Origin of the sequence: Burkholderia metallica (assembly GCF_001718555.1) — a bacterium.
GTDB lineage: Bacteria > Pseudomonadota > Gammaproteobacteria > Burkholderiales > Burkholderiaceae > Burkholderia > Burkholderia metallica.
Genome location: NZ_CP013403.1, coordinates 2905449 through 2930722, shown reverse-complemented (window position 1 = coordinate 2930722; position 25274 = coordinate 2905449). Strand labels below are relative to the sequence as shown.

General features: G+C 69.3%; 20 protein-coding genes. 17 read left to right on the top strand and 3 right to left on the bottom strand.

All coding sequences use genetic code 11. From position 1 onward, the window contains the following. Nucleotides 1-6: 6 nt before the first annotated feature. On the bottom strand, nt 7-1155 hold the full coding sequence (locus WJ16_RS32435) for an ABC transporter ATP-binding protein (protein WP_069261017.1): 1149 nt from the start codon (nt 1153-1155) through the stop codon (nt 7-9). Between the two features lie 189 nt (nt 1156-1344). On the opposite strand from WJ16_RS32435, the gene WJ16_RS32430 reads away from it, so the two are divergent. Beyond that, a complete protein-coding gene (locus tag WJ16_RS32430) occupies nt 1345-2379 on the top strand; it encodes a LacI family DNA-binding transcriptional regulator (protein WP_069261016.1) in 1035 nt (344 codons plus the stop codon). Between the two features lie 135 nt (nt 2380-2514). On the opposite strand, the gene WJ16_RS32425 is transcribed toward WJ16_RS32430, so the two are convergent. Further along, on the bottom strand, nt 2515-4620 hold the full coding sequence (locus tag WJ16_RS32425; RefSeq protein ID WP_069261015.1) for a TonB-dependent siderophore receptor: 2106 nt from the start codon (nt 4618-4620) through the stop codon (nt 2515-2517). A gap of 374 nt (nt 4621-4994) precedes the next feature. On the opposite strand from WJ16_RS32425, the gene WJ16_RS32420 reads away from it, so the two are divergent. After that, the gene (locus tag WJ16_RS32420; protein ID WP_069261014.1) at nt 4995-5471 is read left to right on the top strand and encodes an OsmC family protein; all 477 of its coding nucleotides are present in this window, start codon (nt 4995-4997) and stop codon (nt 5469-5471) included. Nucleotides 5472-5499: 28 nt separating this feature from the next. Next, nucleotides 5500-6144, top strand: coding sequence for a glutathione S-transferase family protein (locus WJ16_RS32415; RefSeq protein ID WP_069261013.1), 645 nt, complete (start codon nt 5500-5502; stop codon nt 6142-6144). A 135-nt stretch (nt 6145-6279) separates the two neighbouring features. Here WJ16_RS32415 and WJ16_RS32410 read toward each other — a convergent pair whose 3' ends face one another. Then, nucleotides 6280-7230: a LysR substrate-binding domain-containing protein gene (locus WJ16_RS32410; RefSeq protein WP_069261012.1), complete on the bottom strand. Its 951-nt coding sequence runs from the start codon at nt 7228-7230 to the stop codon at nt 6280-6282. Nucleotides 7231-7344: 114 nt separating this feature from the next. Between WJ16_RS32410 and WJ16_RS32405 the strand changes: the two genes are divergently transcribed. The 14 genes from WJ16_RS32405 (at nt 7345) to WJ16_RS32340 (ending at nt 25267) form a co-directional block, all read left to right on the top strand. Beyond that, nucleotides 7345-9096, top strand: coding sequence for an IlvD/Edd family dehydratase (locus WJ16_RS32405; RefSeq protein WP_069261011.1), 1752 nt, complete (start codon nt 7345-7347; stop codon nt 9094-9096). A gap of 115 nt (nt 9097-9211) precedes the next feature. Then, nucleotides 9212-10141 (top strand): dihydrodipicolinate synthase family protein, encoded by a 930-nt coding sequence (locus WJ16_RS32400; protein ID WP_069261010.1) that lies wholly within the window; start codon nt 9212-9214, stop codon nt 10139-10141. Between the two features lie 36 nt (nt 10142-10177). Beyond that, on the top strand, nt 10178-11107 hold the full coding sequence (locus WJ16_RS32395) for a Gfo/Idh/MocA family protein (protein ID WP_069261009.1): 930 nt from the start codon (nt 10178-10180) through the stop codon (nt 11105-11107). Nucleotides 11108-11187: 80 nt separating this feature from the next. Next, the gene (locus WJ16_RS32390) at nt 11188-12192 is read left to right on the top strand and encodes an arabinose ABC transporter substrate-binding protein (RefSeq protein ID WP_069261008.1); all 1005 of its coding nucleotides are present in this window, start codon (nt 11188-11190) and stop codon (nt 12190-12192) included. A gap of 21 nt (nt 12193-12213) precedes the next feature. Continuing rightward, nucleotides 12214-13776 carry an L-arabinose ABC transporter ATP-binding protein AraG gene (gene araG, locus WJ16_RS32385; protein ID WP_069261007.1) on the top strand — a complete coding sequence of 521 codons (1563 nt, stop codon included), beginning with the start codon at nt 12214-12216 and terminating at the stop codon, nt 13774-13776. Between the two features lie 32 nt (nt 13777-13808). After that, complete coding sequence (gene araH / locus WJ16_RS32380; RefSeq protein ID WP_069261006.1) at nt 13809-14828, top strand: L-arabinose ABC transporter permease AraH; 1020 nt, start codon at nt 13809-13811, stop codon at nt 14826-14828. Between the two features lie 50 nt (nt 14829-14878). Further along, complete coding sequence (locus WJ16_RS32375; protein ID WP_069261005.1) at nt 14879-15778, top strand: SMP-30/gluconolactonase/LRE family protein; 900 nt, start codon at nt 14879-14881, stop codon at nt 15776-15778. A gap of 171 nt (nt 15779-15949) precedes the next feature. Continuing rightward, entirely contained in the window at nt 15950-16489 is a 540-nt protein-coding gene (locus WJ16_RS32370; RefSeq protein WP_069261004.1) for a MarR family winged helix-turn-helix transcriptional regulator, read from the top strand. A gap of 219 nt (nt 16490-16708) precedes the next feature. Next, nucleotides 16709-17539: a p-hydroxycinnamoyl CoA hydratase/lyase gene (locus WJ16_RS32365; protein WP_069261003.1), complete on the top strand. Its 831-nt coding sequence runs from the start codon at nt 16709-16711 to the stop codon at nt 17537-17539. Nucleotides 17540-17575: 36 nt separating this feature from the next. Then, on the top strand, nt 17576-19024 hold the full coding sequence (locus WJ16_RS32360) for an aldehyde dehydrogenase (RefSeq protein ID WP_069261002.1): 1449 nt from the start codon (nt 17576-17578) through the stop codon (nt 19022-19024). After that, nucleotides 19021-20916 (top strand): feruloyl-CoA synthase, encoded by a 1896-nt coding sequence (locus WJ16_RS32355; protein ID WP_069261001.1) that lies wholly within the window; start codon nt 19021-19023, stop codon nt 20914-20916. Before WJ16_RS32360 ends, WJ16_RS32355 begins: the two co-directional genes overlap by 4 nt. 172 nt (nt 20917-21088) lie before the next feature. Then, the gene (gene mhpT, locus WJ16_RS32350) at nt 21089-22294 is read left to right on the top strand and encodes a 3-(3-hydroxy-phenyl)propionate transporter MhpT (RefSeq protein ID WP_069261000.1); all 1206 of its coding nucleotides are present in this window, start codon (nt 21089-21091) and stop codon (nt 22292-22294) included. A gap of 66 nt (nt 22295-22360) precedes the next feature. Further along, nucleotides 22361-23509, top strand: a complete 1149-nt coding sequence (locus WJ16_RS32345) for a porin (RefSeq protein ID WP_069260999.1) — start codon at nt 22361-22363, stop codon at nt 23507-23509. 33 nt (nt 23510-23542) lie between these two features. Continuing rightward, nucleotides 23543-25267, top strand: coding sequence for a tannase/feruloyl esterase family alpha/beta hydrolase (locus WJ16_RS32340; protein WP_069260998.1), 1725 nt, complete (start codon nt 23543-23545; stop codon nt 25265-25267). Nucleotides 25268-25274 lie beyond the last annotated feature (7 nt).

Sequence of the window (25274 nt, the reverse complement as noted above, 5' to 3'; positions counted from 1 at the left end):
CGATCCTTATGCGTAGTGGTGAACGTGGACGTCGGCGCACGCGGGCAGCGCGCGGCCGTCTTCGGTGAAGAGATGGCAGGCCGCGGCCGGCGTCTGCACGAGCACACGCTCGCCTCTGCGTACCTGGGCGTCGCCGGGCACTTTCGCGATCAGCGAGTTGCCGCCGGGCTGGTCGAGGTGCACGTAGGTCTGTTCGCCGAGGCGTTCGACGAGCGCGACGTCGCGTGCGAGCGTCGTCGCGTCGGGCGCGGCGCCGAGCGTCAGGTGTTCGGGGCGGATGCCGAGCGTCACGGCCGCGCCGGCGCCAAGCGCCGAGCCGTCGCGCGGCAGCGTGAAGGTTTCGCCGGACGGCACGAGCGTGACGACCGTGCGATGCGCGTCGCACGCGGTCACGACGGCCGGCAGGAAGTTCATGCGCGGCGAGCCGATGAAGCCCGCGACGAAGCGGCTGGCCGGGTGGTGGTAGAGGTCGAGCGGCGCGCCGACCTGCGCGATGCTGCCGTGCTGCGCGGTATCCGCGCCGGCGTGCAGCAGCACGATCTTGTCGGCGAGCGTCATCGCTTCGGTCTGGTCGTGCGTCACGTAGACGACGCTCGCGCGTTCGAACTGCCGGTGCAGCCGCGCGATCTCGATGCGGGTCTGGCCGCGCAGCGCGGCGTCGAGATTCGACAGCGGCTCGTCGAACAGGAACACGCCGGGTTCGCGCACGATCGCGCGGCCGATCGCGACGCGCTGCCGCTGCCCGCCCGACAGCGCCTTCGGCTTGCGCTCGAGCAGCGTGTCGAGCTGCAGGATGCGCGCGGCATCGCGCACCTTCCGGTCGATGTCGGCTTTCGGCACGCGCGCGAGCTTCAGCCCGAACGCCATGTTCTCGTAGACCGTCATGTGCGGAAACAGCGCGTAGCTCTGGAACACCATCGCGACGCCGCGCTCGGCGGCCGGCACGTCGTCGACGCGGCGGCCGTCGATCGACAGCTCGCCCGCGCTCAGATCCTCGAGCCCGGCGATCATCCGCAGCAGCGTCGACTTGCCGCATCCGGACGGCCCGAGGAACACGCAGAACTCGTGCGCGCCGATCTCCAGATCGACGTCGCGAATGACCGGCGCGTGATCGCCATAGGCTTTCTGCACGCGTCGCATCGAGATGCTCGCCATTGTCTCCGCTCCATGTTCTAATGCGCTGTCATCAGTGATTAAGCGCTTAATCATCGCGATCAAAAAAAGGGGCGATGCGATCGCGGCCGAGTCGCGCCCGTCGGTCGGGCGGCAGGGTGTGTGGCGATAGTGCGCCGCTTCGGTGAGCGAAGCAAATACTGGATAGACGTCCCATATAGTGAGCTAACGATGGCAACCCTGGATGAAGTGGCGCGCCGCGCCGGCGTGACGGCCGCGACCGTGTCGAACGTGCTGCGCGGTCGCGGCCGGGTGGGCGACGCGACGCGTGCGCGGGTGCTGGAGGCTGTGGCGGCGCTCGGGTACCGGCCGCATCTCGCCGCGCGGGCGCTGGCGGAGGGGCGCGCGCCGACGGTCGCGCTGATGGTGTCGAGCATCGCGAATCCGTTCTATCCGGAGTTCGCACTGGCGGTCGAGCGGGCGGTGCGGCGCAACGGGCAGTTCCTGATCGTCTGCAATACGAACGAAGATCCGCTGCAGGGGCGCGCGTATCTCGACCAGATCGCCGGCACGATCTCCGAAGGCATCCTCGTGACCAACGCGAACCTGCACCTGCCGGACCTGCGCGACGTGGCGGCGCGCGGCGTACCGGTCGTGCTGTGCTTGTGGGAGCGGCCCGACGCGCCGCCCGACGGTTTGCCGTGCGTCGCGATCGATTTCCGCGAGGCGGGGCGGATCGCCACGCGGCATCTGCTCGAACTGGGCCACGAGCGGATCGGCGTGATCGTCGGCGGATCGGCGAGCGGCGTGCAGGCGGCGCGCTACGACGGCTTCGTCGACGTGATGCGCGAAGCGGGGCTCGATGCGTCGATCGTCGCGGCCGAACCCGATTCGATCGAAGGCGGCGGGCGCGCGGCGGGGCAGCTGCTCGATGCGCACCCGCGGTTGACCGCGCTCGTCGCGACCAACGACCTGCCGGCGATCGGCGCGATGCATGCGGCGGCCGATCGCGGCCGGCGTGTGCCGGACGATCTGTCGATCGTCGGGATTACCGACATTCATCTGGCGAGCGACACGCGGCCCACGCTGACAACGGTTGCGATCCCGACCGCCGAGGCCGCCGGCCTCGCGGTCGAACTGCTCAATACGTTGCGCGAGGCGGGTGGCCGGATCGACGATGCGTCGCGCGTGCGGATCGCGTCGTTGCCGCGGCTGGTGGTGCGCGGTACGACGGCGGCGGTGTCCGGGCGACGCTCCGCCCTCTAGCGAGGGTCGACGTGCGCGGCATTGGCACGTTGCGGGCAATCGGTCGACATGCCCGTGACGTCTGCGGCGTGACTGCTTTTCGCGCACCGCACGCATGGTTTGCGTCCGGCGCGCGATGCACGCCGGCCTGCCGTTCTAGAACGAGTACGCGACGGATGCGAACAGGCTGCGCGGCGCGCCCGGCGTGACCCACAGGTTGTTGTACGAGCTGACGTAGGTCGTGCGATTGAACAGGTTGTTCAGCACGACCGATGCGCGCAGATGCTTGCTGACCTGCACGTAGCCGTTGAGCTGGACGGTCGCGTAAGCGGGCAGGTCGAAGCCGTCCTGCGTGTTCGCGGTGTTGCCCGCGCGGCGTCCGACGTAGATCACGCCCGCGCCCGCGCCGGCCTTGTCGACGAGCGGCAGCGCGGTTTCGTACATCAGCAGCGCGCTGCCGCTCAGCCGCGGAATGTCGACGAGGCGTGCGCCGGGCGTCAGCACGCTGTCGTGCGTGACCTGGGCATCGACGTACGCAAGATTGACGATGCCGCGCAACCCGTGGCCCAGTTCGCCGTTCCATTCGAATTCGACGCCGCGGCTGCGTACTTCGCCGGCCGCACGCGAGAACCCGGCATTCGCCGGATCGGCGGTCAGCACGTTGCGCTTGTTCACGTAGAACGCGGCAACGGTCGCGAGCGAGCGCGTGCCGGCCCATTTCACGCCGGCCTCGTAGCCGTGCCCCTTCTCCGGATCGAACGCTTGGCCGTTCACGTCGGCGCCGTTGTTCGGCCGGAACGAATACGCGGTGTTCGCGTAGAGCGACAGCGCGGGGCTGGCTTCGTACACGATGCCGAGCCGCGGGCTCAGCGCCGTTTGCAGCTGGGTCGTCGTCACACCCTTCAGGCGATTCTCGACCGACTGGTGAAAGCGGTCCCAGCGCAGCCCGGCGAGCACTTTCCAGTGCGGCCCGAACGCGAGCGTGTCCTGCGCGTACAGGCCCTGGCCGTCGTTGCGCTCGAGCAGGTTCGTCGCGGTGCGCGGCACGGGCGCCGGCTGGCCATAAACCGGATCGAAGATGTCGATCGCATACGGCGCGGCGGCCGTCGGCGTCGAGCGCGCGACGAACTGGTCGTAGTTGAAGCGATAGGCGTCGACGCCCATCACGAACGTGTGGCCGATGCCGGCGGTGCGGGCCTTGCCGGCCACCTCGACGCGCCCTTGCACGTCGTTCGAATGAAACGCGACCTGCCGGTAGCGGCGCCAGAGCGTGCGCCCGTCCGGCTGCAGCGCGAACGCTTCGGACGAGCGGCCGGCCAGGTCGGTGTCGCGCTGCGCAAAGCCGGCGTTGACCGACCAGTCGGCATTGAAGCGATGTTCGAGCGTGAACTGGTGGCCCGAGTTGCGCACGTCGTAGTCGCCGTCGCGCGGCTCGCCGAGGAAGCGCGATGCCGGAATCGCGCCGAGCTGCCCGTTCACCGCGACCACGCCGCGATCGAGCGGCGCGCGCTGGCGGACGGTCTCGAATTCATAGTGCAGCGTCGTGTCCGCGCCGATGTCCCACGTGAACGACGGCGCGAACAGGTAGCGCTTGCTCGACACCGTGTCGCGGAAGCTGCCGTTGTCCTCGTTCATCGCGATGACGCGGTACGCGAGCGACTTCGTGACGGGGCCGGTCGAATCGAGCGTCTGGCGCCATGCGCCGTAGCTGCCGGCCGACACACCGACGGTGGTCGCGCGTGCGAACTGCGGCTGCTTCGTCGTGTAGCTGATGAGTCCGCCTGGATCGCCGCGGCCGTACAGCGCGGACGCCGGCCCCTTGAGCACTTCCATGCGCTCGAGCGTGGCGGTGTCGCGCGGCACGCTGATGCCGCGATTCCACGAGAAACCGTTGACGAGGTAGTCGGTGCCGGACGTGTTGCCGTCGCCAGCGAAGCCGCGCACCGCGTAGTTGTCCCACAGCCCGCCGAAGTTGTTTTGCCGCGCGACGCCGGCGACCCAGTCGTACAGGTCTGCGCCGCGTGTGGCGGCCACGGTCTGGATCAGTTTCCTGTCGACGCTGCTGACCGCGAACGGAATCTCCATCACGTCCGTCTCGGTGCGCGTCGCGCTCGTCGATTCCGGCGCGCGAAACGGCGCCGTCGTGCGCTGCCCGGAGACTTCGATCGCGGGCAGCGACGGTTCCTGAGCCTCGGCGGCGCTCAGGCCGGTCGTGCCGACGACGATGGCCATCGGTGCGGCCGCCCAGTTCTTCCTGCTCATACCCCGTCCTTTGAAGTGATCTGCGTACGGGCAGGGCCGATGACCTCGTGCCGACGTCTATGTTCCAAACAGTTCATTTACGCGCCGAAATCTAATGCAAATGAGATTTATTTGCAATCGTAAGTTAACCGTGTTGCGGGGAGCGGGGAAGGGGCCGGCCGATCCGGTGGCTTGCCGCGTGATGGCGGCCGGCAATGCGCGTGCGCGCTCGGCTGCCGGCCAGCCTCGATTGCGTTCGACGACCCGCATCACGATGCGTCGGGCCGGATCGGGATGCGCGACCGTCATCGCGTGGACGCCGCGGACATTGCGTTCGTGCCGGGCATTCCGGTGACACAATGGCGGCCTCATATCCGAATGCAGAGGGGAGCGAGATGGCATCTGGCGAACACAAGTACCGCGTGGCAGTCGAGTGGACCGGCAACCGCGGCACCGGCACGTCGGGGTATCGCGAGTACGATCGCGATCACGTGATCCGCGCCGGTTCGAAGCCGGACATTCCGGGTTCGTCGGACGCGGCGTTTCGCGGCGACGCGGCGCGCTGGAATCCGGAAGACCTGCTGCTCGCGTCGGCAGCCGCATGTCACAAGCTCTGGTATCTGCATCTGTGTTCCGATGCGGGCATCCGCGTGCTCGCCTATGTCGACAATGCGGAAGGCACGATGGTCGACCGCGCCGAGCCGGGCCGCTTCACCGAAATCGTGCTGCGCCCGCACGTGACGATCCAGACCGGCGACGATCGCGAGCGGGCGGAGCATCTGCATCACGACGCACACGCGAAGTGCTACATCGCGAACTCGGTCAATTTTCCGATTCGCTGCGAACCCGTGATCGCGTTCGCCGCGGCCTGAGACCGACGACAGCGAAACGGAGACGACGATGAAGCTCTTCTACTACCCCGGCAATGCCAGCATGGCGCCGCACTTCGTGCTCGAAGAAATCGGCAAGCCGTTCGAACTCGAATTCGTCGACCGCACGCACGATCGGCACAAGTCGCCCGACTACCTCGCGCTCAATCCGAATGGCCTCATCCCGGTTTTGGTGGACGGCGACCTCGTGCTGTACGAAGCCGCCGCGATCTGCCTGCATCTCGCCGATACGCATCCCGGGCAGCGGCTTGCGCCCGAGCCCGGCACGCCGGAACGCGCGCAGCTCTACAAATGGCTGATGTGGCTCACCAACACGCTGCAGGCGACGCTGATCGCGTATTTCTATCCGGAGCGCTGGGTCGACGTGGGCAACGCGGCGGGCGCCGCCCAGGTGAAGGCGCACGCGGAGGCGAAGATCGCCGCGCTGCTGGATCAGCTCGAACGCCAGCTCGAAACGAGCGGCGGCCCGTGGCTGCTCGGCGCGCATTACACGGTGCTCGATCCGTATGCGCTGATGCTGTGCCGCTGGACGCGCGGCTTTGCCGAGCCGGCGCGGCAACGTCCGGTACTCGGCGGCTATCTGCAGCGGGTGCTCGCGCGAGCGGCGATCCAGCGGGCGTTGCAGACCGAGGGGATCGCGCCGCCCTGGGTGTAATGCGTGACGACGGCGGGCAGTACGTCACGCATCACGCATCATGCGTCACGTGGTGCGCGGTGCGGTGCGCAGCCTGCCGGGCCACGCGGAAACGGCCGCGGCCATGACGTCGCGTATTCGAGGCCGGCGTCAGCCTCACAGCGCGACGCCGTACACCTGCCGCGCAGCCGCCCGAATCGCATCGGCCATCACCGCGACGGCCGGCGAATGCAGCCGGTCGGTGCGCGTGATGAGCCCGAAATCGTCCATCCGGCAATCCATCTCCAGCGGCAGCACCGACACGATGCCATGGCGCGCGTAGTACCGCGCGACGTCCTCCGCGAGCACCGCGACCATGTCGCTCTGCTCGATCAGCTGCGTGATGAACAGTAGCGCGGCCGTCTCCACGAGGTTCGCGGGCGGTGCGAGGCTCGCGCGCTGGAACACGAGTTCGAAGCGATGCCGCAGCACGCTGCCGGCCGGCGGCACGACCCACGCGGCGCGTTGCACGTCGGCGAGCGACAGCGGCGCCTGCGCGAGCAGCGGGTGGCCGGGTCGCACGACGGCGGCCACCGATTCGCCGGTCAGCGGCTCGTAGCGCAGGCGCAGCTTGTCGTGTTCGGCGGAGAGCCGGCCGAGCACGATGTCGATCTTGTCCTGCGCCAGATGTTCGAGCAGCACGTTGCTGGTGTCGATCTCGACCGACACGTGCAGCCCCGCATGCGTGCCCTTCACCGCCGCGACGGCCGGCGGCACGAGCCGCAGCCCCGGCGACGTGATCGCGCCCACCGCCACGTGGCCGAGATGACCGGCCTTCAGCGCGGCCAGTTCCTCGTGCGCCTGGTCGAGACTGCCGAGCGCCGCGCGCGCATGGCGGATCAACGCGTCGCCGTACAGCGTCGGCCGCATCCCGCGCGGCAGGCGCTCGAACAGCACCGCGCCGATCGATTCCTCGAGTTCGCGCAGCAGCTTCGACGCGGCCGGCTGCGTCATGTTCAGCGCGGCCGCCGCGCGATGAATGCTGCCTTCGTCGGCGAGCGCGACGATCAGCAGGAGCTGGCGCGTCTTCAGGCGGCCGCGATTTCCCCACGGGCTGGCTTCGGGCATCGTACGGGTTTATATCGATATCGGAATCGATATCGTAATCGCCAAAAACGTCATTAGCCAGTTATCAAAATTCTGCCTAGACTGCGCCGGTATCCCGTCACCACAGGACTGACGATGTCGGCAACAAAACCCAGGCTGCGCTCCGCCCAATGGTTCGGCACGAACGACAAGAACGGCTTCATGTACCGGAGCTGGATGAAGAACCAGGGCATCCCCGATCACGAATTCGACGGCCGGCCGATCATCGGCATCTGCAATACGTGGTCCGAACTGACGCCGTGCAACGCGCACTTCCGCAAGCTCGCCGAGCACGTGAAGCGCGGGATCTTCGAAGCGGGCGGCTTCCCGGTCGAGTTCCCGGTGTTCTCGAACGGCGAATCGAACCTGCGGCCGTCGGCGATGCTCACGCGCAACCTCGCGTCGATGGACGTGGAGGAAGCGATCCGCGGCAATCCGATCGACGCGGTCGTGCTGCTCGCCGGCTGCGACAAGACGACGCCCGCGCTGCTGATGGGCGCGGCGAGCTGCGACGTGCCGGCGATCGTCGTGTCGGGCGGCCCGATGCTGAACGGCAAGCTGGAGGGCAAGAACATCGGCTCCGGCACGGCCGTGTGGCAGCTGCACGAAGCGCTGAAGGCCGGCGAGATCGACCTGCATCACTTCCTGTCGGCCGAAGCCGGGATGTCGCGCTCGGCCGGCACCTGCAACACGATGGGCACCGCGTCGACGATGGCGTGCATGGCCGAGGCGCTCGGCGTCGCGCTGCCGCACAACGCGGCGATCCCGGCCGTCGATTCGCGGCGCTACGTGCTCGCGCACATGTCGGGCATCCGCATCGTCGAGATGGCGCTCGAAGGGCTCGTGCTGTCGAAGGTCCTGACGCGCGCGGCGTTCGAGAACGCGATCCGCACGAATGCGGCGATCGGCGGCTCGACGAACGCGGTAATCCACCTGAAGGCGATCGCAGGCCGCATCGGCGTGCCGCTCGAACTGGAAGACTGGATGCGGATCGGCCGCGACACGCCGACGATCGTCGACCTGATGCCGTCGGGGCGTTTCCTGATGGAAGAGTTCTATTACGCGGGCGGGCTGCCGGCCGTGCTGCGCCGGCTCGGCGAGGGCGGGCTGCTGCCGCATCCGGATGCGCTGACGGTGAACGGCAAATCGCTGTGGGACAACGTGCGCGAAGCGGCGAACTACGACGACGAGGTGATCCGCCCGCTCGACCGGCCGCTGATCGCGGACGGCGGCATCTGCATCCTGCGCGGCAATCTCGCGCCGCGCGGCGCGGTGCTGAAGCCGTCGGCGGCGAGCCCCGAGCTGCTCAAGCATCGCGGCCGCGCGGTCGTGTTCGAGAACCTCGAGCACTACAAGGCGACGATCAACGACGAAGCGCTCGACGTCGACGCCAGCTCGGTGCTCGTGCTGAAGAACTGCGGGCCGCGCGGCTATCCGGGCATGGCCGAGGTCGGCAACATGGGGTTGCCGCCGAAGCTGCTGCGCCAGGGCGTGAAGGACATGGTGCGGATTTCGGATGCGCGGATGAGCGGCACCGCGTACGGCACGGTCGTGCTGCACGTCGCGCCGGAAGCGGCTGCCGGCGGGCCGCTCGCGGCCGTGCGCAACGGCGACTGGATCGAACTCGACTGCGAGGCCGGCACGCTGCATCTCGACATCACGGATGAAGAACTGCAGCGCCGCCTGCTGGACGTCGATCCGGCCGCGGCGCCGGGCGTGGCCGGCCAGCTCGGCAAGGGCGGCTATGCGCGGCTGTACATCGATCACGTGCTGCAGGCCGACGAGGGGTGCGACCTCGACTTCCTGGTCGGCACCCGCGGCGCGGACGTGCCGAGCCATTCGCATTGAGCGGCGCGCGGCGCGACGCGCGCCGCCGCCGGTCGCGGGCTGCCGGCCCGCGCAACGCCTAAACCGTAACCGCATGACGGCCGGCCGTCGCCGAGGCCGAAGCAGGACGCGAAACATGACATCGAGCAGCGCGCCGCGCCATCGCGGCATCTTCCCCGTCGTCCCGACGACGTTTACCGACACCGGCGAGCTCGACCTCGCGAGCCAGAAACGCGCGGTCGATTTCATGATCGACGCGGGTTCCGACGGGCTGTGCATCCTCGCGAATTTCTCCGAGCAGTTCGCGATCGCCGACGACGAACGCGACGTGCTCACGCGCACGATCCTCGAACACGTCGCGGGCCGCGTGCCGGTGATCGTCACGACGTCGCACTACAGCACGCAGGTGTGCGCGGCGCGCAGCCTGCGCGCGCAACAGCTCGGCGCGGCCATGGTGATGGCGATGCCGCCGTATCACGGCGCGACGTTCCGCGTGCCGGAAGCGCAGATCTACGAGTTCTATGCGCGGGTGTCCGACGCGATCGCGATCCCGATCATGATCCAGGATGCGCCGGCGAGCGGCACCGCGCTGTCTGCCGCGTTCCTCGCGCGGATGGCGCGCGAGATCGAACAGGTCGCGTACTTCAAGATCGAGACGCCGGGCGCGGCGAACAAGCTGCGCGAGCTGATCCGGCTCGGCGGCGATGCGATCGAGGGGCCGTGGGACGGCGAAGAGGCGATCACGCTGCTCGCCGACCTGCATGCGGGCGCGACCGGCGCGATGACGGGCGGCGGGTTTCCGGACGGCATCCGCCCGATCCTCGACGCATGGCGCGAAGGGCGCCACGACGACGCGTACGCGCGCTACCAGGCATGGCTGCCGCTGATCAACCACGAGAACCGCCAGTCCGGGATCCTCACCGCGAAGGTGCTGATGCGCGCAGGCGGCGTGATCGCGTGCGAGCGGCCGCGGCATCCGATGCCGGAACTGCACCCGGACACGCGCGCGGAACTGCTCGCGATCGCGCGCCGGCTCGATCCGCTCGTGCTGCGCTGGGCGCACTGAGCGATCACCGAATGCTACGCGAAGGAGACAGGCACGATGAGTGATCCGATTTCGCTGGGGGTCGTCGGGATCGGCAAGATCGCGCGCGACCAGCATCTGCCGGCGATTGCCGCCGAACCGGGCTTCGCGCTGACCGCGTGCGCGAGCCGGCACGCGGAAGTCAACGGCGTGCGCAACTATCCGGACCTGCGCGCGCTGCTGGCCGCCGAGCCCGAACTCGACGCCGTGTCGCTGTGCGCGCCGCCGCAGGTGCGCTATGCGCAGGCGCGCGCCGCGCTCGAAGCCGGCAAGCACGTGATGCTCGAAAAGCCGCCGGGCGCGACGCTCGGCGAAGTGGCCGCGCTGGAGGCGCTGGCGCGCGAGCGCGGCCTCACGCTGTTCGCGACCTGGCATTCGCGCTGCGCGAGCGCGGTCGAACCCGCGCGCGCGTGGCTCGCGACCCGCACGATCCGCGCGGTGCAGGTGCGCTGGAAGGAGGACGTGCGGCGCTGGCATCCGGGGCAGCAGTGGATCTGGGAGCCGGGCGGCCTGGGCGTGTTCGATCCGGGCATCAACGCGCTGTCGATCGTCACGCGGATCCTGCCGCGCGAACTGGTATTGCGGGAGGCGACGCTCTACGTGCCGAGCGACGCGCAGATGCCGATCGCGGCCGACCTCGATTGTGCCGATACGGACGGCGTGCCGGTGCGCGCGGAATTCGACTGGCGGCACGGCCCCGTCGAGCAGTGGGAGATCGCGGTCGACACGGCCGACGGCGTGCTCGCGATCAGCCGCGGCGGCGCGCAACTGGCGATCGCGGGCGAGCCGGTCGAGATCGGGCCCGAACGCGAGTATCCGGCGCTGTATGCGCATTTCCACGCGTTGATCGCGCGTGGCGAAAGCGACGTCGACGTACGGCCGTTGCGGCTCGTCGCCGACGCGTTCCTGTTCGGGCGGCGCGTCGGGACCGACGCGTTCGGCCGCTGAAAACGCGCCGGCGCGCGCCACCGCGAGCGCGACCCGGCACGACGCAAGTTGAAGACCCAAGCCAATACAAGGAGACACCCATGAACCGCACGATTCGCCGACACACCCTGCGCGCGCTGCTGGCCGCGCTTTGCATCGCACCGCTCGGCATGCAGGGCGCCGCGCGCGCCGACGCGCCGCTGAAGATCGGCTTCCTGGTGAAGATGCCCGAGCAGGCATGGTTCATCAACGAGCAGAACGCGGCGTCCGCGCTCGGCCAGAAGGAGAATTTCTCGGTCGTGAAGATCGGCACGCCCGACGGCGAGAAGGTGCTGGCCGCGATCGACAACCTCGGCTCGCAGGGCGCGCAGGGCTTCGTGATCTGCGCGCCGGACGTGCGCCTCGGCCCGGCGATCGCCGCACGCGCGAAGCGCTACAACATGAAGTTCGTGACGGTCGACGACCAGCTCGTCGATTCGACCGGCAAGCCGCTGCCGAACGTGCCGCACCTCGGGATGTCGGCGACCAAGATCGGCAACCAGGTCGGGCAGGCGATCGCCGACGAGATGAAGCGGCGCGGCTGGAAGCCTGAAGAAGTCGGCGCGCTGCGGATCACGAACTACGAACTGCCGACCGCGAAGCTGCGCACCGACGGCGCGACGCAGGCGCTGCTCGCGAACGGCTTCCGCAAGGAGAACATCTTCGACGCGCCGCAGAAGACGACCGACGACGAAGGCGGCTTCAGCGCGGCTGCGCCCGTGCTCGCGCGCCATCCGAACGTGAAGAAGTGGGTGGTCTACGCGCTGAACGAGGAAACCGTGCTCGGCGCGGTGCGCGCGACCGAGCAGCTGCACATTCCGGCGGCCGACGTGATCGGCGTCGGCATCAACGGCGCGGGCGAAGCGTTCGCCGAATTCCAGAAGAAGGAGCCGACCGGCTTCTACGGGACGATCGCGGTCAGCTCGACGAACCACGGCAAGGACAGCACGCAGAATCTCGTCGACTGGATCCGCAACGGCAAGACGCCGCCGGCCGACACGCAGACGAGCGGCAAGCTGATGACGCGCGCGAACTGGCAGGCCGTGCGCGCCGAACTCGGCATCTGAGCGGCGCGAGGCGAGAACGCGATGACGATGCAGACGACGATGGCCGCGCCGGGCAACGACCACGCGGCGCAAGCCGGCGCCGCGGCAGCGCCGCCCGACGGCCCGCTGCTCGCGCTCGACGGCATCACGGTGACGTTCCCGGGCGTGCGCGCGCTCGACGCCGTGTCGCTGTCGGTGCGCGCGGGCGAAGTGCATGGCCTGATGGGCGAGAACGGCGCGGGCAAATCGACGCTGCTGAAGGTGCTGTCCGGCGTGAACCAGCCGCAGGCCGGCACGCTGACGCTGAACGGCACCGTGCAGCGCTTCGCGTCGACGCGCGCGGCGCTCGAGGCCGGCATCGCGATCATCTACCAGGAGCTGCATCTGGTGCCCGAGCTGACGGTCGCGGAAAACCTGATGCTCGGGCAACTGCCGAGCCGGCTCGGCGTGGTCGACGAACGCGCGCTCGCCGCGCGTGCGCTCGATGCGCTGGAGCGGCTCGGCGAGCACATCGATCCGGGCATTCCGGTGAAGTATCTGTCGATCGGCCAGCGCCAGATGATCGAGATCGGCAAGGCGCTGATGCGCGACGCGCGCGTGATCGCGTTCGACGAGCCGACGAGTTCGCTGTCGGCGCGCGAGACCACGCAGCTGTTCCGGATTATCCGCGCGCTGCGCGCGGAAGGCCGCGCGATCATCTACGTCACGCACCGGATGGAAGAAGTGTACGAATTGTGCGACCGCGTGACCGTGTTCCGCGACGGCCGTCGCATCGACACGTTCGACGCCGTCGCCGATCTCGACCGCGACCGGCTGATCGGCTGCATGGTCGGCCGCTCGATCGAGGACGTGTACGGCTACCGGCCGCGCACGCCCGGTGACGTGCTGATCGAGGCGAAAGGGCTGGCGGGGCCCGGGTTGTCCGAGCCCGTGTCGTTCAATGCGCGGCGCGGCGAAATCGTCGGCTTCTTCGGGCTCGTCGGCGCGGGCCGCTCGGAACTGATGAAGCTGCTGTACGGCGCCGCGCGCCCGAGCGCCGGGCACGTCGAGCTGAACGGCAAGCGGGTGGCATTCGGCAGCCCGCGCGACGCGGTGCGCGCGGGCCTCGCGCTGTGCCCGGAGGACCGCAAACAGGAAGGCATCGTCGCGATCGCGTCGGTGGCCGACAACCTGAACATCAGCGCGCGCCGCCACTTCAGCCCGGCGCGCATGCTGCTCGACGGGCGGCGCGAGCGCGAACTCGCGCAACGCTATATCGAACGGCTCGCGATCAAGACCCGCGACGGCGACACGCCGATCGGCGCGCTGTCCGGCGGCAACCAGCAGAAGGTCGTGCTCGCGCGCTGGCTGGCCGAGCGCATCGACGTGTTCCTGATGGACGAGCCCACGCGCGGCATCGACGTCGGCGCGCGCGCGGAAATCTACAACCTGTTCTACGAACTCGCGGAAGCGGGCCGAACGGTGATCCTCGTGTCGAGCGATCTCGCCGAAGTGATCGGCGTGTCGGACCGGATCATCGTGATGAAGGAAGGGCGGATCGCGGGCGAGGTCGCGAAGGCGCACGCGACGCCCGACGCGCTGATCAAACTCGCGCTGCCGCGCTAGCGCCCCGCAACGATCAACCGGATGCAAACGAAATGAGCCAGGCAATGCAACCCCAACGCACTTCCCCGTCCCCCGATGCCGCCGCCGTGCCCGCACGCGCGCGCGGCGGCGTGTGGCAGCTGATCAACCGCTCCGGCATCGTGATGGTGTTTCTCGTGCTGTTCGCGACGCTGTCGCTGACGGTGCCGGACTTCCTCACGTCGCGCAACATCCAGGGCCTGCTGCTGTCGGTCACGCTGATCGGTTCGATCGCGGTGACGATGATGTTCGTGCTCGCGCTCGGTGAAGTCGACCTGTCGGTCGCGTCGATCGTCGCGTTCTCGGGCGTGGTGGCGTCGACGCTGATCACCGCGACGCACAGCGTCGTGCTCGGCATCGCGGGCGGCGTGCTCGCCGGCGGCGCGGTCGGGCTCGTCAACGGCGTGCTGATCGCGCGCTGGCGGATCAATTCGCTGATCGTCACGCTCGCGATGATGGAAGTCGTGCGCGGGCTCGCGTTCATCACGTCGAACGGCGACGCGGTGATGATCTCCGAGGAACGCTTCTTCGATCTCGGCGGCGGGTCGTTCCTCGGCATCTCGTATCCGATCTGGAGCAACATCGTCGGCTTCGTCGTGTTCGGCTTCCTGCTGCGCAAGACGGTGTTCGGCAAGAACGTGCTGGCCGTCGGCGGCAACGGCGAGGCCGCGCTGCTCGCGGGGCTGCCGGTGATGCGCATCAAGATCACCGTGTTCGTGCTGCAGGGGCTCGTGACGGGTTTTGCCGGCGTGATGCTCGCGTCGCGGATGAGCCTCGGCGATCCGAAGACGTCGGTCGGCCTCGAGCTCGGCGTGATCTCCGCGTGCGTGCTCGGCGGCGTGTCGCTGACGGGCGGCGTCGCGACGATCTCCGGCGTGCTGGTCGGCGTGCTGATCATGGGCTCCGTCCAGGACGCGATGAGCCTGCTGAACGTGCCGACCTTTTACCAATATCTGATACGCGGCGGAATTCTGTTGCTCGCGGTGCTGTTCGACCAGTATCGTCGCAACCAGCGTCGCGCGATGAAGATCTGACGAACGCGCGGCTGCCCGCGAACGCGACAGATCAGATATCGGGAGACGGCATGCAACAGACTCATCCGGCCGCCGCGGCGACGCTGCTGGCCGACAGCCGCAACACGCTCGGCGAAGGCGTGACGTGGTGCGACAGGACGCACGCGCTGTACTGGGTGGACATCGAAGGCGCGCAACTGTGGCGCTGCCGCGCGGACGGCTCCGACCTGACGCCGTGGACGATGCCCGAACGGCTCGCGTGCTTCGCGCTGACCGGCGATCCGGACGTGCTGCTCGTCGGGCTCGCGACGCATCTTGCGTTCTTCGACCTGCGCAGCGGCGCGTTCACGCGGATCGTCGACGTCGAGCCCGAGCGGCCGACGCGGCTGAACGACGGGCGCTGCGATCCGTTCGGCGCATTCGTGTTCGGGATGAAGGACGAGGGCAGCGAGCCGCCGCAAGCGGTCGGCGGCTTCTACCGGCTCGATGCCGACCTCACGCTGGAGCGGCTCGCGTTGCCGCCGGCGGCGATCGCGAACAGCATCGCGTTTTCGCCGGACGGCGCGAAGATGACTTTCTGCGACTCGCTCGTGCGCGAAATCTTCGTGTGCGATTACAGCCGCGCCGGTGTCGCCAACATACGGTCGTTCGCACGGCTGACCGATGCGGACGGCGACCCGGACGGCTCGACGATGGATCGCGACGGCGGGCTGTGGAATGCGCAGTGGGGTGGACGGCGGGTCGTGCGCTACGGCCCGGACGGCGTCGAGACGGAACGCATCGCGGTGCCCACCGCGCAGCCGAGCTGCACGGCGCTCGACGGCGAAGGCCGGCTGTACGTGACGAGTGCCCGCGTGGGGTTGAGCGACGATGCGCTCGCCGGCGACCCGCATGCGGGCGGCGTGTTCGTCGCGCAGACGCGGCACGCGGGGCTGCCGACCGCGCGGTTCGCGGGTAAGCCGCGTGGCTGATCGCGCACGGGATGCCGTTCATGGGAAGCCGCTGACGCAGCGGGCGTCGCGGCCGGGCCGGCAATCCGTCGCGCGTGCGTGAGCGCGCAGCGGCGCGTTTGCGTTCCGGGAACCCCCGTTCGCCGCCTGACGTGCTGGTAAGATGGCCCGCAATTCCATCCCGCCCGCACCATGAGTTCCGCACCGACCAAATCCGCGAGTCCAAAGGCACCCGCGAAGACCCCGGCGAAGCCCTCCGCGAAGCCCACCACGAAGCCCGCGCCCCGCGCCGCAGGCGACAAGCCGAAGGCGCGCGTGCAGCAGCGCCTGACCTACGTGATCGGCGGTCTGGACCGCCTGCTGCGCCGCCACATGACCGACGCGCTCGCTCCGCTCGGCATCACGCTCGCGCAATACACGGCGCTGTCGGTGCTCGAGGCGCGCGGCGCGTCGTCGAACGCGCAACTGGCCGAGCGCTCGTGGATCACGCCGCAATCGGCGAACGAAGTGATGAGCGTGATGGCCGCCCGCGGTTTCGTCACGCGCGAAGCCGACCCGTCGCACGGCCGCATCATCCTGCTGACGCTGACCGACGAGGGCGCCGCGATGCTGCGTGAATGCGAAGCCGTCCTGCGCCCGCTCGAGACGCGCATGCTCGGCGACATCTCCGCCGACGCCGTCGCGGACGTGCAGCGCGCGCTCGAATTGTTCTCGCGCAACCTGCGCGGCTGACCCGTTCCGGACCTTTCATCGCGCGGGCCCGCGCGGCCCGCGTTCGCGTGGCCGGTCGCCTGACCGTTCCCCGATTCCGTCGTTTCCGCCGCTTTCCGATCCGGGTTTACACCGGCGCTCATGCCGCTTGCAATATCAGGTAGCCTGATATTAAATGAAGCCGTCCGCAGCAGGAATGCTGCGCACCGAATCGCACAGGAACGAACGACAGGAAACGATATGAGCAAGTACGACAACCGCTGGCAGACCGTTGAACTGAAGGTGGAGGCCGGCATCGCGTGGGTCACGCTGAACCGCCCGGACAAGCGCAATGCGATGAGCCCGACGCTCAACCAGGAGATGCTGCAGGTCCTCGACGCGGTCGAGTTCGACGACGAGGCGAAGGTGCTCGTCCTCACCGGCGCGGGCGCCGCGTGGACGGCCGGCATGGACCTGAAGGAATACTTCCGCGAGATCGACGGCGGCTCCGACGCGCTGCAGGAAAAAGTGCGCCGCGACGCATCGGAATGGCAGTGGCGCCGCCTGCGGATGTACAACAAGCCGACGATCGCGATGGTGAACGGCTGGTGCTTCGGCGGCGGGTTCTCGCCGCTCGTCGCGTGCGATCTCGCGATCGCGGCCGACGAAGCGGTGTTCGGGCTGTCGGAGATCAACTGGGGCATCCCGCCGGGCAACCTCGTCAGCAAGGCGATGGCGGACACGGTCGGGCACCGCCGCGCGCTGCACTACATCATGACCGGCGACACGTTCACCGGCGTGGAAGCCGCCGAGATGGGCCTCGTGAACAGCAGCGTGCCGCTCGCCGGGCTGCGCGACGCGACGATCGCGCTCGCCGCGCGGCTGATGGACAAGAACCCGGTCGTGCTGCGCGCGGCGAAGCACGGCTTCAAGCGCTCGCGCGAACTCACGTGGGAGCAGTGCGAGGATTACCTGTACGCAAAGCTCGACCAGGCGCAGCTGCGCGATCCGGAGCGGGGCCGCGAGCAGGGGCTGAAGCAGTTCCTCGACGACAAGACGATCAAGCCGGGCCTGCAAGCCTACAAGCGCTGACGCAACCGGATAAGACATCGCATGGCAGGAGACAACATGACCGACAGACGGATGCTGATCGCCGGCGAGTGGTGCGCGGCCCGCGACGGGCGCACCTTCGACCGGCTCAATCCGGCGACCGGCGCGCTCGCGTCGCGCGCGCCGGCCGCCGGCCCCGACGACGCCGACGCGGCGATCGACGCCGCGCACCGCGCGTTTCCCGCATGGTCGGCGCTCGCGCCGACCGAGCGCCGCCGGCTGCTGCTGAAGGCGGCCGACCTGATGGACGCGCGCATCGACGCGTTCGTCGCGGCCGGCGTGGCCGAAACCGGCGCGACGCCCGGCTGGATCGGCTTCAACGTGACGCTCGCCGCGAACATGCTGCGCGAGGCCGCATCGATGACGACGCAGATCGCCGGCGACGTGATCCCGTCCGACGTGCCGGGCAATCTCGCGCTCGCGATGCGCGTGCCGTGCGGCGTCGTGCTCGGCATCGCGCCGTGGAACGCGCCGGTGATCCTCGGCACGCGTGCGCTGGCCATGCCGCTCGCGTGCGGCAACACGGTCGTGCTGAAGGCGTCCGAGGCGTGCCCCGGCGTGCATGCGCTGATCGGCGCGGTGCTGGACGAAGCGGGGCTCGGCGCGGGCGTGGTCAACGTGATCACGCACGCGGCCGCCGACGCGCCCGCACTCGTCGAGCGGCTGATCGCCCATCCGCACGTGAAGCGCATCAACTTCACCGGGTCGACGCACGTCGGGCGCATCATCGCGCGCCACGCGGCGGCTCACCTGAAACCGGTGCTGCTCGAACTCGGCGGCAAGGCGCCCGTGCTCGTGCTGGACGATGCCGATCTCGACGCTGCCGTCGACGCGATCGCGTTCGGCGCGTTCTTCAACCAGGGGCAGATCTGCATGTCGACCGAGCGCGTGATCGCCGCGCGGCCGATTGCCGATGCGCTCGTCGAACGCGTCGCCGCGAAGGCGCGCACGCTGGTCGCGGGCGATCCGCTGGCCGGCCATCCGCTCGGCACGATGGTCGATGCGGCGGCAGCCGCGCGCGCGGCGTCGCTCGTCGAGGACGCACGTGCGCATGGCGCGCAACTGCCGCTCGGCTGTCGCGTCGAAGGCGCGACGATGCAGCCGGCGATCGTCGATGGCGTGACGCGCGACATGCGGCTGTATCGCGAGGAATCGTTCGCGCCGGTCGTCGCGATCCTGCGCGCGGACAGCGACGACGAAGCGGTCGCGCTCGCGAACGACAGCGAGTTCGGGCTGTCGGCGAGCGTGTTCAGCCGCGACATTGCGCGGGCGATGGCGGTCGCGCGCCGGATCGAATCGGGGATCTGCCACATCAACGGGCCGACCGTGCACGACGAAGCGCAGATGCCGTTCGGCGGCACGAAGGCGAGCGGCTACGGCCGCTTCGGCAGCCGTGCGTCGATCGCCGAATTCACCGAGCTGCGCTGGATCACCGTGCAGACCACGCCGCGGCACTACCCGATATGAGCGAACCGACGATGAACGATGCGACGCTCACAGGCGGGCCGGCGAACGACACGGGCGGCGTGCGCTATCGCGCGGCGGCCGTCGCGGTAGGCGCGGCCGAGATTCGTCGCGCGGAAAACGGCGCGTGGTACCTGCGCTCGCGCGAACCGCTCGGCGACTACCCGGCGCGCGTGACCGACTGCCTCGTGCGCGGGGCGCAAGCGCATCCCGATCGCGTGCTGGCCGCGCGGCGCGGCGCCGACGGCCGCTGGGTCGAAATCACGTACGCGCAGATGCTCGAACGCGCGCGCGCGCTCGGCCAGGGTCTCGTCGATCTCGGGCTGTCGGCCGAGCGTCCGCTCGCGGTGCTGTCCGGCAACGATCTCGAGCATCTGCAACTGATGTTCGCGGCGATGCTGGCCGGCGTGCCGTACTCGCCGATCTCGCCCGCGTATTCGCTCGTGTCGACCGACTACGGCAAGCTGCGCCACACGCTCGGCGTGCTGCGGCCGGGTGCCGTGTTCGTCGCCGAACGCGCGCCGTTTGCGCGTGCGCTCGACGCGACGCTGCCGGCCGACGCGGCGCTGATCGTCGCAAGCGATGCCGATGCCGACGGCCGCGCGGTGCCGCTGTCGCGCCTGCTCGCCACCGTTCCGCGCACGATCGACGCGATCCACGCGGCGGTCGGCCCCGATCATCTCGCAAAGATCCTGTTCACGTCCGGCTCGACGAAGCAGCCGAAGGCCGTGCCGACCACGCACCGGATGCTGTGCAGCAACCAGCAGATGCTGCGCCAGACGATGCCGGAACTCACGCGCGAACCGCCGGTGCTGGTCGACTGGCTGCCGTGGAATCACACGTTCGGCGGCAGTCACAACCTCGGCATCGCGCTGTACAACGGCGGCACGCTGTATATCGACGATGGCCGTCCGATGCCCGGCCGCTTCGACGAAACCGTGCGCAACCTGCGCGAGATCTCGCCGACGATCTACTTCAACGTGCCGAAAGGCTGGGAAGAACTGACGGCCGCGCTCGAACGCGATGCCGTGCTGCGCGACACGTTCTTCTCGCGCGTGAAGCTGTATTTCTTCGGCGGCGCGGGGCTGTCGCAAGCCGCGTGGGACCGGCTCGACCGCGTGACCGAAGCGCATTGCGGCGAGCGTATCCGGATCATGGCCGGCCTCGGGATGACGGAGGCGTCGCCGTCGTGCCTGTTCACGACCGGGCCGCTGATGCGCGCCGGCTATATCGGGTTGCCCGCGCCCGGCTGCGACGCGAAGCTCGTGCCGTGCGGCGGCAAGCACGAACTGCGCTTCAAGGGGCCGAACGTGATGCGCGGCTACTGGCACGCGGACGTCGATCCGCGCGACGTGTTCGACGACGAAGGGTATTACCGCAGCGGCGACGCGGGCGTCTTTGCCGACCCGGAGCGGCCGGAACTCGGGCTGCTGTTCGACGGGCGGCTGACCGAGGATTTCAAGCTGAGCAGCGGCACCTTCGTCAGCGTCGGGCCGTTGCGCGCGAACGCGGTGTCGAGCGGCGCACCGTACGTGCAGGACGTGGTCGTCACCGGGATCAATCGCGACGACATCGGGCTGCTGGTGTTTCCGCGCATCGACGCGTGCCGCGCGTTGGCGGGGCTTGCCGCCGATGCGTCGGTGACCGACGTGCTGCGCGCGCCGGCCGTGCGCGCGGCGTTCGCGGGCTGGCTTGCCGCGCTGAACCGCCACGCGAGCGGCGGTTCAACGTTCGTCGCGCGCATCCGGCTGATCGACACGCCGCCGTCGCTCGACCTCGGCGAAGTGACCGACAAGGGTTCGCTGAACCAGGCGGCCGTGCAGCGGCATCGCGCGGCGACGATCGACGCGATGTACGACCCGGCGCGGCGCGATCCCGACGTGATTTACGCGTAACGCACGCATAACGACCGGCCGGCATTTTTGCGGCCAATGAATCAGGCTGCCTGATAACGGCGGCCGTTCATGAGACTGCTCGCGCGCTCGTCCGCTACTGACCGGCGGCGGCGCGCGGCGGTCGTTGCAAGGCCGACCGACTACAAGACAAGACATCGGATCTGGAGACAGCATGAACACTTACGTTGCGGAAAAACCCACGGTCGCGACCACGCTCGCGCTGTGTTTCGCGATCGCACTTCTCGAAGGGCTCGACCTGCAGTCGGTCGGCGTCGCCGCGCCGCGGATGGCGCGCGAATTCGGGCTGTCCGTGTCGCAGATGGGCATCGCGTTCAGCGCAGGCACCTTCGGGCTGCTGCCGGGCGCGATGCTCGGCGGCTGGCTCGCCGACCGGGTCGGCCGCAAGCGGGTGCTGATCGCGTCGGTCTGCCTGTTCGGGCTGCTGTCGATTGCGACCGCGCAGGTGTCGAGCTTCGCGATGCTGGTCGTGGTGCGCGCGCTGACCGGCCTCGGGCTCGGCGGTGCGATGCCGAACCTGATCGCGCTGTCGTCCGAATCCGTCGACGCACGCTCGCGCGGCAGCGCGGTGGCGGTGATGTACTGCGGCATTCCGTTCGGCGGGATGATCGCGGCGCTGATCGGCGTGCTGCTGGCCGGCGATACCGAATGGCGGCACATCTTCTACGTCGGCGGCGTCGGGCCGCTGCTGCTCGCGCCGCTGCTGCTCGCCCTGCTGCCGGAATCGCGCGCGTTCCTCGACGTCAGCGCGTCGGGCTCCGCACGTCCGGGCGTCGTCCACACGCTGTTCGGCGGCGCACGCACGGGCACCACGCTCGCGCTGTGGCTCAGCTACTTCTGCACGCTGATCGTGCTGTATTTCCTGCTCAACTGGCTGCCGTCGCTGATGGCGGCGAAGGGGCTCGCGCGCAGCCAGGCCGGGATCGTGCAGATCTTCTTCAACATCGGCAGCGGCCTCGGCGTGCTCGGCATCGGCATGGCGATGGACCGGATGAAGACGTCGCGGGTCGTCGTCGGGATGTATGCGGGGATCGTGCTGTCGCTTGCCGCGCTGGCGGTCGCGCCGGGGCTCGTCTGGCTGTCCGTCGCGGCATTCGCGGCGGGGATGTTCGTCGTCGGCGGCCAGTCGGTGCTGTATGCGCTTGCCGCGATGTACTACCCGACCGCGATGCGCGGTACCGGCGTCGGCTCCGCGGTGGCCGTCGGCCGGCTCGGCTCCGTCGTCGGGCCGCTCGCGGCCGCGACGCTGCTGGCCGCCGGGCGCAGCGCGCCGATGGTGATCGGCGCGAGCATTCCCGTCACGCTGGTCGCGGCCGTCGCCGCGCTGCTGCTGATTCGCCGCCCGCAAGCCGGCGACTGAGGTTTCGTTTTTTTCAATGCGCGCCGTCAGAGCGCGCCACTCACCAAGGTCTGGAGACGCAACGCAATGAAAACGAAGACAAGGAACGGCCTGCTGGCCGCCGGCGCGTGCTGCGCGCTCGCCGCCCCGGGCGCGCACGCGCAGTCGAGCGTGACGCTGTACGGGATCATCGACACGGGCGTCGAATTCGTGTCGCACGCGAATGCGGCGGGCGACCACGTGGTGCGCATGCCGGGCGTGACGGGCGAACTGCCGTCGCGCTGGGGGCTGCGCGGCACCGAGGATCTCGGCGGCGGCTACCAGGCGGTGTTCACGCTCGAAAGCGGCTTCAACGTGCGCGGCGGCGATCTCGGCCAGGGCGGCCGGCTGTTCGGGCGGCAGGCGTTCGTCGGGCTGAAGGGCGGCTTCGGCACGCTCGCGTTCGGCCGCCAGTACACGATGACCTATCTCGCGCTGCAGGGCGCGGACATCATCGGCCCCGACATCTACGGGCTCGGCTCGTTCGACGCATACGTGCCGAACGGTCGCGCGGACAACGCGGTGACCTACCTCGGCACGTATCGCGGCGTGACGCTCGGCGCCGCGTATTCGTTCGGCCGCGACGGCGCGGGCACCGGCAATTCGCCGGGGCAGGGCACGTGCGCGGGGCAGGTGCCCGGCGACGCGGTGCAATGCCGCAACTGGTCGGTGATGCTCAAGTACGACAGCGCGTATTTCGGTGCGGCGGCGTCGTACGAGGAGCAGCGCGGCGGCACCGGCGCGGCCGCGAATTTCTTCGATGGCGCGGCGCCCGTCCCGTTCACGAGCAGCGGCGGCAAGGACGCGCGCACGCACGTGAGCGCGTATGCGCAGGCGGCCGGCGCGAAGATCGGCGCGGGCTGGATCGGCCGGCGCGTGTCGACCGGTTCGCCGGCCGCGGCCGGTGCGCATTCGGACCTGTTCTTCGTCGGCGCGTCGTATGCGGTGAAGCCGGACTTCATCGTCGACGGCGAAGGCTACCGGATCGTCAACAGCGCGCACGACACGCGCGCGACGATGGCCACGCTGCGCGCGACCTATCTGCTGACCAAGCGCACGGCCGTCTATGCGCAGTCGTCGTATCTGTGGAACAGCGCGCATGCGCGTTACGCGGTCAGCGGCGGCGGGCCCGGCACGACGCCCGGCGAAGGGATGGGGCAGCTTGGCGCGATGGTCGGCGTGCGGCACATGTTCTGATTCACCGGCGTGACGAACCGAACGGGAGTTAACTTGAACAGGAAATCTGCATTCCTCTGTATCGCGCCGCTGTCCGCCGCCGCGATGCTCGCCGGTTGCGGCGGCGACGATTCCGTGAATTCCGCGCCGACGCACCTGAGCGCCGCGACACCGGCCGCGATGGCGCAGACGTGCGACGCGCTTGCCGCGAAGCTCGCGTATGCGAACACGTCGTTCACGTCGGTGACGACCGCGGCCGCCGGCGCGCTCACGGTAGCCGGCAAACCGATCGCCGAGCATTGCGTGATCGACGGGAAGATGAACGAGCGCGTGAGCGCGGTGGACGGCAAGACCTACGCGATCGGCTTCGAAATGCGCTTGCCGAAAGCGTGGAACGGCCGATTCTTCTACCAGGCGAACGGCGGGCTCGACGGCAACGTCGTGACCGCGACCGGCGAGATCGGCGGCGGCGGGCCGCTGACCGATGCGCTGAACCAGGGCTTCGCGGTGATCAGCTCGGATTCGGGGCACAGCGCCGCGCAGAACCCGCTGTTCGGCCTCGATCCGCAGGCTCGGATCGACTACGGCTACGGCGCGGTCGACACGCTCACGCCGATGGCCAAGCAGGTGATCCGGCTCGCGTACGGCAAGGCGCCCGACCGCAGCTATTTCGGCGGCTGCTCGAACGGCGGCCGTCACGCGATGGTCACGGCGGTGCGCAACCCGGCCGACTACGACGGGATCATCGCGGGCGATCCGGGCTTTCATCTGCCGAAGGCGGCGGTCGGCGAGATGTACGGCGCGCAGCAGTTCGCGAAGATCGCGTCGGCGACCGGATCGAACGGGCTGCCGGATATCCGCAGCGGCTTCACCGATGCGGAGCGGCAGTTCGTCGGCGCGAAGATCCTCGAGAAATGCGATGCGCTCGACGGCGCGGCCGACGGGATGGTGCAGGACGTCGCCGCGTGCCAGGCGCACTTCAGCGTCGATGCCGACATCCCGACCTGCGCGAACGGCGCGCGCACGGGCGCGTGCCTGACGCCAGCGCAGAAGAGCGCACTGGAAAACGTGTTCACGGGCGCACGCAACAGCGCGGGCACGGCGCTCTACGCGGGCTTTCCGTACGATCCGGGCATCGCCGGCAGCGGCTGGGCCGCGTGGAAGCAGTCGAATTCGATCGCGCTCGATCCGGTCGCGATGGCGTTCACGTTCATGTCGCCGCCGAAAACCGCGGCGGTGCTCGCGAACGTGCCCGGCTTCGCGCTCGGTTTCGACATGGACAACGATGCGCCGGCCATTTTCGCGACGAGCGGCGTGTACACGCAATCCGCGTGGTCGTTCATGACGCCGCCCGACGAGACGAACCTGTCCGCGCTGAAGTCGCGCGGCGCGAAGCTGCTCGTCTATCACGGCACGGGCGACCCGGTGTTCTCATTCGACGACACGCGCGACTGGTATGGGCGGGTCGCGCAGGCGAACGGCGGCGATGCGTCGGATTTCGCGCGCTTCTATCCGGTACCGGGGATGAACCACTGCGCGGGCGGGCCGGCGGCCGACCAGTTCGACCTGCTGACGCCGCTCGTCGCGTGGGTCGAGCAGGGGCAGGCGCCGGGGGCGGTGGTGGCCGCCGCGCGCGATGCGACGAATGCGGTGCCGAATGCGGACGTGCCCGCGTCGTGGGGGGCGGGGCGTACGCGGCCGCTGTGCCCGTATCCGCAGGTGGCCCGCTACAACGGCTCCGGCGACGTGAATTCGGCGGCGAGCTTCAGTTGCCGCTGACGTAGCC